The sequence below is a fragment of the Microcoleus sp. CAWBG640 genome (assembly GCF_020883015.1).
GTDB lineage: Bacteria > Cyanobacteriota > Cyanobacteriia > Cyanobacteriales > Microcoleaceae > Microcoleus > Microcoleus anatoxicus.
Genome location: NZ_JAHRFC010000131.1, coordinates 1 through 10,203 on the forward strand (window position 1 = coordinate 1; position 10,203 = coordinate 10,203).

The 10,203-nt window shown below is 44.8% G+C and carries 11 protein-coding genes; 7 read left to right on the forward strand and 4 right to left on the reverse strand.

The window, feature by feature from the left end:
• Nucleotides 1-327: 327 nt before the first annotated feature.
• Nucleotides 328-1,398, reverse strand: coding sequence for a DALR anticodon-binding domain-containing protein (locus AAFP11_RS28390; RefSeq protein WP_341740034.1), 1,071 nt, complete (start codon nt 1,396-1,398; stop codon nt 328-330).
• On the opposite strand from AAFP11_RS28390, the gene AAFP11_RS28395 reads away from it, so the two are divergent.
• From AAFP11_RS28395 to AAFP11_RS28415, 5 genes are all read left to right on the forward strand, one after another.
• Nucleotides 1,397-2,149, forward strand: a complete 753-nt coding sequence (locus AAFP11_RS28395; protein WP_341740035.1) for a Crp/Fnr family transcriptional regulator — start codon at nt 1,397-1,399, stop codon at nt 2,147-2,149. The genes AAFP11_RS28390 and AAFP11_RS28395 overlap by 2 nt on opposite strands.
• A gap of 139 nt (nt 2,150-2,288) precedes the next feature.
• Nucleotides 2,289-2,957, forward strand: a complete 669-nt coding sequence (locus tag AAFP11_RS28400) for an HAD-IB family phosphatase (RefSeq protein ID WP_341740036.1) — start codon at nt 2,289-2,291, stop codon at nt 2,955-2,957.
• Nucleotides 2,958-3,001: 44 nt separating this feature from the next.
• On the forward strand, nt 3,002-3,631 hold the full coding sequence (mtnB, locus tag AAFP11_RS28405; protein ID WP_341740037.1) for a methylthioribulose 1-phosphate dehydratase: 630 nt from the start codon (nt 3,002-3,004) through the stop codon (nt 3,629-3,631).
• A 22-nt stretch (nt 3,632-3,653) separates the two neighbouring features.
• Entirely contained in the window at nt 3,654-4,691 is a 1,038-nt protein-coding gene (locus AAFP11_RS28410) for a patatin-like phospholipase family protein (protein ID WP_341740038.1), read from the forward strand.
• A gap of 100 nt (nt 4,692-4,791) precedes the next feature.
• Nucleotides 4,792-5,604, forward strand: a complete 813-nt coding sequence (locus AAFP11_RS28415) for an MlaE family lipid ABC transporter permease subunit (RefSeq protein ID WP_341740039.1) — start codon at nt 4,792-4,794, stop codon at nt 5,602-5,604.
• 48 nt (nt 5,605-5,652) lie between these two features.
• Here AAFP11_RS28415 and AAFP11_RS28420 read toward each other — a convergent pair whose 3' ends face one another.
• A complete protein-coding gene (locus AAFP11_RS28420; protein WP_341740040.1) occupies nt 5,653-7,170 on the reverse strand; it encodes an SGNH/GDSL hydrolase family protein in 1,518 nt (505 codons plus the stop codon).
• A 282-nt stretch (nt 7,171-7,452) separates the two neighbouring features.
• Here AAFP11_RS28420 and AAFP11_RS28425 point away from each other — a divergent pair, with 282 nt between their 5' ends.
• Nucleotides 7,453-7,797 (forward strand): Dethiobiotin synthetase, encoded by a 345-nt coding sequence (locus AAFP11_RS28425; RefSeq protein WP_341740043.1) that lies wholly within the window; start codon nt 7,453-7,455, stop codon nt 7,795-7,797.
• Between the two features lie 399 nt (nt 7,798-8,196).
• Here the strand turns inward: AAFP11_RS28425 and AAFP11_RS28430 are convergent, their stop codons facing one another.
• Both AAFP11_RS28430 and AAFP11_RS28435 read right to left on the reverse strand, forming a co-directional pair.
• Nucleotides 8,197-8,397: a hypothetical protein gene (locus AAFP11_RS28430; protein ID WP_341732456.1), complete on the reverse strand. Its 201-nt coding sequence runs from the start codon at nt 8,395-8,397 to the stop codon at nt 8,197-8,199.
• Nucleotides 8,398-8,564: 167 nt separating this feature from the next.
• Nucleotides 8,565-9,779: a hypothetical protein gene (locus AAFP11_RS28435; protein WP_341740041.1), complete on the reverse strand. Its 1,215-nt coding sequence runs from the start codon at nt 9,777-9,779 to the stop codon at nt 8,565-8,567.
• Nucleotides 9,780-9,875: 96 nt separating this feature from the next.
• Between AAFP11_RS28435 and AAFP11_RS28440 the strand changes: the two genes are divergently transcribed.
• Nucleotides 9,876-10,203, forward strand: a 328-nt coding sequence (locus AAFP11_RS28440) for a hypothetical protein (protein WP_341740042.1), incomplete at its 3' end; no start/stop codon positions are given.

The following is a 10,203-nucleotide window of genomic DNA, read 5'->3' on the forward strand; positions in this document are numbered from 1 at the left end:
ATGAATCGAGAGTGATAGCAGAAGGAAGAAGATCTAGTGAAGAAGGAACAAGTCACCCGCCCCACCCCCCTAGGGCGTGTTTTCAAACCCAAAGATCCCCCCCAGCCCCCCTTAAAAAGGGGGGGGGAAAGAGTCTTTAAGTCCCCCTTTTTAAGGGGGATTTAGGGGGATCTAAATCTTAAGCAGTAGTTTGAAAACACGCCCTAGCCCCCCCACCCCCCCCTGCCCCCCCCAAGGGGGGATGGGGGAAGGGGGACTTTGAGAAGACTCTTGTCCCCCCCTTCTTAAGGGGGGCTAGGGGGGATCGATCCCTAATATAAGAAAAAATCAGAGTTCTAAAGGAGCAACAGCGTTCAATAATTCTTCTAAGATAAATCGCAGCAAGGACTGAGTTGCTAATACTAAACCCAATCTGGCTTGGGCGAGTTTGAGGTTTTCTCTTTTAATTTCGCCCCAAATTCTACACTGGCTGTAAAAAGTCTGAAAGGCTTCGCTCAAACTATTTGCTAATTTGAAATAATCGATCGCTCTTTCTTTGTTGCACTCCCCAAACACAAAAGCTAGACTGTCTCGCACTGTCAATAGTTGGGAAATTAAATTGCTTTCGGCTGGATGTATTAATCTCAGTTGTTCGTTGTCGATCCAGGGTAAGGGATTGGGGGCTGTCAGCGACCAAATTTGCGGTGTTGTGGCGACATCGGGTTGGCCGATCGCAATTAGGCGATCGCGATTGGCCATTCGCACCAGAGAACAACAGCGGGCGTGGCTGTATTGAATGGGAAACAGTCGATCGGCTGACAATATGGGTGATATTATTCGAGATTGTGTAACTGGAATGGGAGTTTGAGCTAAACGCTGCAACCACCAGGCCAAAGCTGGAGGGGTGAACTCAAACTCAATGATGGCTGACGGCGCGACTGTAACGGCAAAATCTCGATGACACATACTTTGCAGAGTTTCAGCTAACTGTGTGGCGATGGCTTGGGGCGTCTGCTGGCACACTTTAGCCAATTTGAGGGCGATCGCCGAAATGTACACTACTCCTAGACTATTCTGAGACCGATTTAAGGGAATTTCATCTAGTTTTAGGGCAGTTTCTGGCATATTAGCCCGTTCCATTGCTGTTTGTAGCCGTGAGCGCAACAGAGTTTTGACTGTGAGTTTTTCCAACTCCCAGTCTTGTGATTTTGATTCCATATTCAAAACTTTATATTTGCTGAATTCAACCATTGAGATGTATTTTTTGTTACATTGAATATTTATGTAAAACTGACAAAAATAAGCAAGCACAGCTAAGCTAGTGTAAGCTTGATCGGGGTCAGTCATCTCACTTTGTATCGCCATATTGGCAAAACCTGTTTTTTTCACTGGTAACACATATCCCAATCCCTCACCCATGCAATCAACTTCCACATCTCTAGAGACGATCGATCGACCGTTTATAACTTGGCAACGAATTATAGACTGGGCCCAGGAACACTACCGCTGCCGGACTTTTAGCAAAGACGAGCGCATTCCAGCTAGACCCGGACTCCTGTATTTAGTACAGAAGGGGTCTGTGCGGCTCGTAGGTAGCGCTCAGGTCAGCGCCACTTCAAAATCGTCAAAATCCGATCGCGAAGCACCAGAAGAAGCTTTTCTGGGGTTCGTAGGAGCGGGTCAGCCTTTTGAACTGGTGGCACAGTCGCCGTTTACTCTGCAAGCCTACGCCCACGCTGACCAAACTCACGTAGTGTGGATGTACTGGCACGATTTAGATAACTGGCCTCACTTCCGCCGAGAAATTTTGGATGCGTTTCGCTACCAGCACCAGCGGAAACTGCTCTGGCTAAGCACTTTGGGACAGCGCCGGACAATCGACCGCTTGCTGGGATTTCTCACATTGTTGATAGAAGAGTTTGGGGAACCCTACGTAGGTGAGACGGAACCTGATGTGGTTCGCGGCTATCGCCTCCCTTGGACCCTGACTCATGCTCAAATTGGCAGTGCGATTGGTTCAACGCGGGTGACAGTCACTAGGTTGATGGGTAAGTTGCGATCGAAAGGTTTGATTAATACTGAGGATGACAATTTAATCTGTTTACCGGCTAGCCCGGATTCGCCCAAAACTAAAAATCCTAAGCCGAAACCGGAAGCGTCGATGGAATAATCTGGGTCGAACCCAGGGGCAGATTGTTCCGAAACAGCGGGCAACAGTTAGTTTTTTTAGCCGATCGCGGTCTTTGTCACTCCACATTGTAGGATGAATTGTGTAAAATTTTACGGTTCTCTCTTTTGTGCTATCGACCATGACCGATGACCAGCCAAAATTGACCATCCCGAACCATCAGCAACGAGTCCTCTTCTGTGACTTTGATGGCACGATTACAGTAGAAGAAACTTTTGTGGCTATGCTGAAGCATTTCGCGCCACAACTGTCATCGGAACTGATGCCAGAAATGTATGCTAGAAGGCTGAGTTTGCGATCGGGAGTGCGGCAGTTATTGGAGTCCATTCCTTCGGAATGTTACGGGGAAATTATCGAATTTTCCCGGCCCAAGCTGATGCGATCGGGATTGGTAGAATTACTGGATTTTTTGGATGCTAAAGGGGTGCATTTTGTGATTGTTTCCGGGGGTTTACGAATTATGGTAGAAACCGTCCTCGGCGATTTAGTCCATCGGGTTCGCGCTATTTATGCTGTGGATGTGGACACCACCGGGCCTCGGTTGCAAGTAAAGTCGGAGTTTGAGGGGGATACGGAATTGGTGTCGAAGGTGCGGGTAATGGAACAGTATCCAGCCCAGGAACAGGTGGCGATCGGAGATTCGATCACTGACTTTAACATGGCTTTGCACGCTTCATCGGTGTTTGCGCGCGATCGACTAGCGGAATATCTAGACGAACAGCAAAAGCCCTATACTAAATGGGATAATTTTTTTGATGTGCTAGAAAAGCTCTCTCAACAATGGGATTAAAACTCAAGTAAAACCATGCACAAAAAGCTGAGGATTGGCAAACAATGAGCGGCGATGTGAGAACAGATTTAATAGCAGCGGCAAAACATTTTTACGATCGAGGTTGGATGGTTGGGACAGCCGGCAATCTTTCCTCTCGCTTAGATGACGGCAGTTTTTGGATTACCGCTAGCGGCCGCCAAAAAGGCAAACTAACTGCCACGGATTTTATTAGAATGAACTTAGACGGCATAATTCTAGAGCAACCCGATCCAGATAGTCGCCCTTCCGCAGAAACCAGCATTCATTTAGCGGTGTATCAGAGTTTTCCCGAAGCTCAAGCTTGCTATCACGTTCACTCCATAGAAGCAAATTTAGTCTCTCGGTTAGCAACGGGAGATGCCGTGTCTTTACCTGCGATCGAAATGCTCAAAGGTTTGGGAGTCTGGGAAGAAAACCCCCAAGTATCCATGCCCTTATTTACTAATTATTTTTCAGTCCCAAAAATCGCCCAGGAAATTGGCGAATTATTTGCCATTTCCCCCCCGCAAGTACCCGCTTTGTTAATTCGCGATCACGGCGTTACAGTCTGGGCAAACTCTCCAGCTACAGCCTACAACTACATAGAAATTGTCGAATACATTTTTCGCTACATGGTGACAGCCCGTCAATCAATTTTAGATTATACATTTTAGATAACCAGTTGAGGTAATATTAATGGCTAAATATACCAGAATTCTCTCCATAGATGGAGGCGGTATTAGAGGAATTATTCCGGGACAAGTAGGAGTAGCCCTTGAAAAAAAGCTGAAACAAAAAAGTGGCAACCCAGAGGCAAAAATAGCTGACTATTTTGATTTAATCGCAGGCACAAGTGCCGGAGGAATTTTAACATGTCTTTACTTATTTCCCGACCCAGATAATCCCAGCAGACCTCTTTGGTCTGCCGAAGATGCTGTTAATTTCTCCATCAAAAGTGGTCGCGATATTTTTAAGAGTTCCTTTTGGCAAACCCTCACATCTCTAGACGGTTTAGTTGATGAAAAATATTCGAGCGATCGCCTAGAAAAATTCTTTTTAGAACACTTTAGAGATTGCCAACTCAGTCAACTGCTGAAACCTTGTTTAATTACCAGTTACGACATCGAAAGGAGAAAAGCTCACTTTTTCAATCAACAAGATGCTGTAAATAATCCCGAAGAAGACTATTTCATCAAAGATATAACCAGAGCCACATCGGCTGCTCCTTCTTATTTTGAAGTTCCCAAAATTCGCTCTTTGACCAACGAATCCTACGTTTTAGTTGACGGGGGAGTATTTGCCAACAATCCCGCACTTTGTGCTTATGCAGAAGTGAGAAATAAATTCCGCATTCCCGACGATCGCCCAGACAGAGGTCCGACGGCAAAGGAGATGGTAATCTTATCTCTCGGCACCGGAGACGCTCAAAAAAAATATCCCTACGAAGAAGCCAAAGACTGGGGTCAAGTGGAGTGGATTGAGCCTTTGATTAATATACTCATGACCGGAGTTTCTGAAACTGTCCATTATCAACTCATGCAAATTTTTGATGCCATTGAAAGAGCACATCAATATTTGAGAATTACTCCAGATTTGAGTTTATATACAGAACCGCTACCCATCGATGATGCGTCGGAACCAAAAATATCACAACTGGTGAAAATTGGCAAGGAGCAAGCACAAAAGTACGAGGGAGAATTGGATCGTTTTATTGACTTATTGCTTGCGGAATAATCAATCATTAGTTATTGGTTATTGGTTATTGGTTATTGGTTATGAGTTATTAGTTATGAGTTATTAGCGTACAGCACTCTCACATATAAAATCTAAATCATTGGTGAAAAAATACCAAGACAAGCGCGATCGACCCTTAGATGAAACCATTAACAACAGATGGTTTCAGCGATTTTCTGTCACTATGTTCCTAGGTGGACAAGTGCTGTGGCGCATACTCAGTGGCAAAGTTGACCGCCGCAAAATCATGGAACACTTAGTCACAGTAGGATTAGATTCTTTGCGTGCTGTATTATTAATAGCCTTCTTTGCCGGCATGATTTTTACCATTCAATCGGCCAGAGAATTGATTAGATTTGGGGCTGTGGGGGCGGTAGGAGGTGCTTTTGCTTTGGCATTTTGCCGCGAATTAGCACCAGTTTTAACTGCCGGCGTAGTGGCGGGACAAGTAGGTTCAGCCTTTGCAGCGGAAATCGGCGAAATGCAGGTGACGGAACAAATAGATGCGCTGTATATGTTGAGAACAAATCCGGTTGATTATTTAGTAGTACCACGGGTGATAGCTTGTTGTGTCATGCTGCCGGTATTAACCATTTTTTCGGTGGCGGTGGGGATTATAGGTGGAATGTTTGTAGCTGCTATTTTTTATGAGTTGGAACCGTCAGTATTTTTAGAATCTGTTCGGACTTTTTTAGGCCCTTGGGATTTAGTCACGGTGGCGATTAAGAGTTTTATTTTTGGATTGATTATTGCCATTGTGGGTTGCGGTTGGGGATTGACTACAACGGGGGGAGGTAAGGGAGTTGGACAAGCTGCGACGGCCGCAGTGGTAACTTCTTGGGTGTTTATTTTTGTGGCTGATTTCTTTTTGTCGTTGTTACTTTTTCATGAGTTGGGAATTACGAGAAGTTGATGATATTTTATTGATACTCCCCAGGCTAAATGCCTTGTTTACAAAAAATCAAGTTGTCGGTGGGGTGAATATCTTATCGGTCCATAGCTGACTTTTTGGGCTTTTCGGTTCCGGCTTGTAAGGAGGACGATACACTCGAATTTCCTGAATAGGAATTTTCCCATTAACTTCAGGAACGATTTCCAAAATATGTTTGGAATTGCTTAAATTCTGAGCCAATGTAGTAAAATATTCGCGGGTTGAATCGGTACTTTCTGGCTGCACATAGGCATCCACAAACATTGGTTTTACCTGCCATGCGGTCTCAAATCCTTTGAGTGTTGGCTGTTTAGAATATTCATAGGAACTTTGCAGCCACCAGTTTTTGGGTTCAATGACAACGCGACCAGAATTTGATACAAATAATTTGTCATTTGTACCGCTACCGTCATAACCTGTTTTTGAACCAAAAACCTGAAACTTAAACTTGCTGGAATCGCTGTTAATTTCTGTAATTACTGCTTTCCAATCTTCCACGATTAGGGGTTTCTGACTGGATACTTGGATAATGGCTGGCCAACCGACGCCAACGGTGGGACTGGGGCGGGTAATTGCATAAAGTTCGGGAAATTCTGATGGTTTTTTGCCGTCTATGGTAATCCTAGCACTGCTGGCTTTGTCCTTGAAGTTTTTAGTGGCGATCGCATCTATTCTATTTCCTTCAAATTCTAACCGCAATTTGCCATCTTTCCACTGGACTTCCCTACCAACTCTATAGGTTTTTACTAAATCTGGCTCAGGTTTTTTAGGAAAATTTGGATTGTATCGCAGGTGGGGCTTAATCAGGGCTGCTAGGAGAAAGTTGCCCCAATTGTTGAGGTGAATTTCGTCACTCAATAGCTGTTTTGGCAGCAAGCTATTGTCTTGTAAATACCGTCTCCAAGGTGTGCGAATTTCCGCAATTTCGCAGCCATATTTTTCGGCAAGTTGAGGCAACCATTGGGTAGAATGACTGTTGTGCCATTCGTATCTTTTGAGCTGATCTGCATCGTCTTTTTCTCCTGTTGGCATCCAGTCGATGTGATCTGAATGTATGAGTATTTCGCTAGTGGTGCGACGGCGGATATTAGCAATGATTGCTTCGTAATCTTCATCTCCTCCGTAAACGTGAAAAATTACCAAATCTGGATAAAAAGGATATAAGTCGTGTTCGCTGGGACGGATTAACAACCCGGCGGCAAATCCTCCGATAGCGCGGTTTTCAATGGTCAAATCTGCATCGGGAAATCGCTTTCTGATATCGTTTGCTACATCTTGCCACCAATCTTGTTTGGTGATAGATTGACCATAAAATAGGATGCGTACTGGTTTGCGATCGCCTGGAGTGCTGCTAGCCAGCAATCCCATTGTCCTTTGAATGTTAGCTCCAAAATTAGGAGTGTTTTCCTGGGCAACTGGTGGGGGAAATCCTTGTGTAGCATTGATTTTATGGATGGCTGGAACTAACAGGACAAGCAGAGATAAACAAAATACCCATAGGTGGCGATAGATTTTTGATTTGATGCTATGACTATGGTGTTTTTTCATTTTTTTATATTTTTGATTCTCCTTGAATCTGGACTGGATATTGATGGGAGAGCTTTATTTTATAGACTATAGCAAATTTAGCGGTTTCGCCCAGAAATGGCAGGAGTAAAGAGTTGACAAATGACAGGCAAATGTTATAATTAAATTGGTATTTAGTCAGCGATTCCATGAGGCATCTCCTCAAAAGATAGTCCAGAACAAGCCCGACTGCTTGTTGCGCAGAAATTATGGGAGATGTCTATCTGTCAGCTCATTAATTTCAGGAGTTCGATCGCACATCAAATGGATTACAAAACCGCCCGCAGTTTCCTGATAGACCAGGGAAGTGCCCTGGAAACAAAGAAAAATCCCGACGCTTTCTTGATGCGCCTCCAACAAGGACTCTCTCCCGTCCCTGGACAGGTGACATCGATTTTATTAGCTTTAAAAATATTGTTTGAGGGTTTGCAAGAATCTCCCATGCTCGATCGGCAATTAATCTCGGCACTGCATTTACTGTCAGTAGAAAGTTGGCAGCAATTTGAAGCAGGAGTTCGCAGGGGAGTTTCTTGGCCGCCGCTACTGAAAGAAGACTTGAATCGAATTGCGATCGCCGTTAAAAATATTTTTTCTGGTGTCTGGAAATAATTAACTGAGTGGGATTTTAGACATGAGTTCCGCTAGGGTGAATCTGTGTGTTGCAAATATATTCGTACGATGCCCTAGCATCACCGCTGTAAATCTCTGGCGCGAGCTAATAAATTGTCTGCGGTCATGCTTCGCCCTTACTTACTATTTCTCTCTTCTCTTTCTCTGTGTCCTCTGTGTTCTCTGTGGTTTAATCATTCCGATACCACGGGAATAGATATCACTCCCACGGATAAATCCGTGGGCTATGAATAGTCAAGATAGGGAGCTTTTTTCTGTAGTCCGGTGAATCTGGCGGCAAGAGCAAATCGTTCGATATCAAAACCCAGAAATAGGGAAGTTTTGGGTTATTTCACTTGACCAAAAAATCATTATTTCCAGGTTTCAACCTGCCCAATTTTACTGTTCACAAAAGCTTTCCAGAGATGCCAAAAGTGTGGGCAATCCCGCCAGCGCCGCTGACACCAAAACTTCATCCTTGTAAACCCGTGCTTGGATAATGCGGGTTCTCTGGGAATTAGAGGTTGTAGATCCTCGCAGTTCCCGATTTCCGGTTTCCACTAGCCCAGAACTTCTAGTTTCTCGCGTCAGGCAAAACATAGCTGTATCCTCATTTATTCCCTAATGCCGCGCCCGCAAAATTTTTCAGCGCTTGAGCCATACTCCCATTGTTGCTCAGAGCGGCCAAATAAATGAAATGATGAAATAATAATTCACGATAGCTGGGGATCGACGAAAACAGTATAACAACTGTATAATAACTCTTATTAATTTGTTACATAGGGTGTCAATTTAAGTCGATCGCCCGCGAGGACACAAACCGCAGCAACCAAAAAGGCGATCGCCCCCACCATCGCCGTTGTCACAGCAGCAACTGCCAAAGGTGCGACAAACACCATAGAATACAAACTCATCCCCAGGGAAAAACCACCAAAATAAAATCCTACTCCCAATCCTCCCCGATGCGGAGGTACCAGAGACAAAGCAAAAGGAATCGCACCAGTAGTAATGAAACTATTAGTAAAAATCACAGCCAAAACAGTCACCACCACCATTACAAAACCCTGACTCAAAACCATTACCAACAACAAAACCGCCGTTGCTACTAATCCAGCTAACAGCGTGGTTTGGTTTCCCAAACGCACCGCAATCGCTCCAGCCAGCAAACAAGAAACAGCTAAACCCAAGGTAAATCCAGCCATTAACAACTTAGCATCAACACCCACAATTTGAGTTTGAAAAACATAGGGCAAAATCCGTTCTCCCATCGCGCGAGTTCCCCAAGCAACAGCCATTCCCGTCAGCGCAGCTAACCCCAAGGCTTTGATAGAAACTGCCCCAGAAATAGCAATATCCGGTGGCAATTCCGACACCGCAGCATCAGGGTTAACCGATCGCAAAAAAGCCACCGCACCCAACAATACAAACGAACCCAGAGCGAAGGCAAAAGCTGGACCCCAACTCAGAATAAAATCCCCCGCCACAGGCCTTGCAGCCCCAACCAATCCCCCCACAAGCACCAATAAACTCATGGCGTGGGGCAACTGCGTTTGAGTTGCATATTGGCCCAACAGCGACACGGCGGGCGATCGAAACATCGCCATGGCGATCGCCCAAGCCACAATTACCACAGGGAAAATCCAGCGCAGAGGAGAGACTGGATTGCCGAAAATAAAAATAGCCGGAATCGCCATAAATATAACCGACGACAGGATAGTAGCCACCACAATCAGCGGAAAACGAGTTCCCATCCAGTGACGCTGCTTGTCAGAAAGCCAGCCAGCAAAAGGTTCGATCGCAATTGCCAAACTATCCTCTAAAATAGTGATTCCCCTGTCAAATCCCGCAAAACCAAACCCCGCTAAAAGTTGAGGTAAATACAATCGATAAAGCATCCAAGTTAGAGTAATTGCTCCCTGCAAAGCCGCCACGCCGCCTACTTGTCGCCACAGAATTAAAGACTGAGATTGAGAATTTTTCATGCTTTTGACAATTTTTGACAGTTGGTGATTCAATCACTTTATCTACACTTTCAAAAAATCGCACCTATATTGTTACTATTTTTAATTTTTGCAGCTATGTTTGACTACCAAGTACCAAAAGCAAACTTCCTGATTCTAACTCTAGAAGCACCGACAGCGATCGCTCAAATAAGACCAAATATCAACAGCTTACCTGACGGAGACTACCGCTATCGAGACTCCTTTGCGATCGATCGACCTTTTAGAGAAATCCAATTTCGCAAACAAGATAGATACATCACCGGCAGCGATTCCGACAAACGCACAGGTAAAAGCTACTGTTTTCGGGGCTTAGCGCTGCACAACAACGTCATTAATATCACAGTAGCCACTGAAATTGCTCCCCAAACAGCACAGAAAACTGAGTGGAAATTGGAGCCGGGAA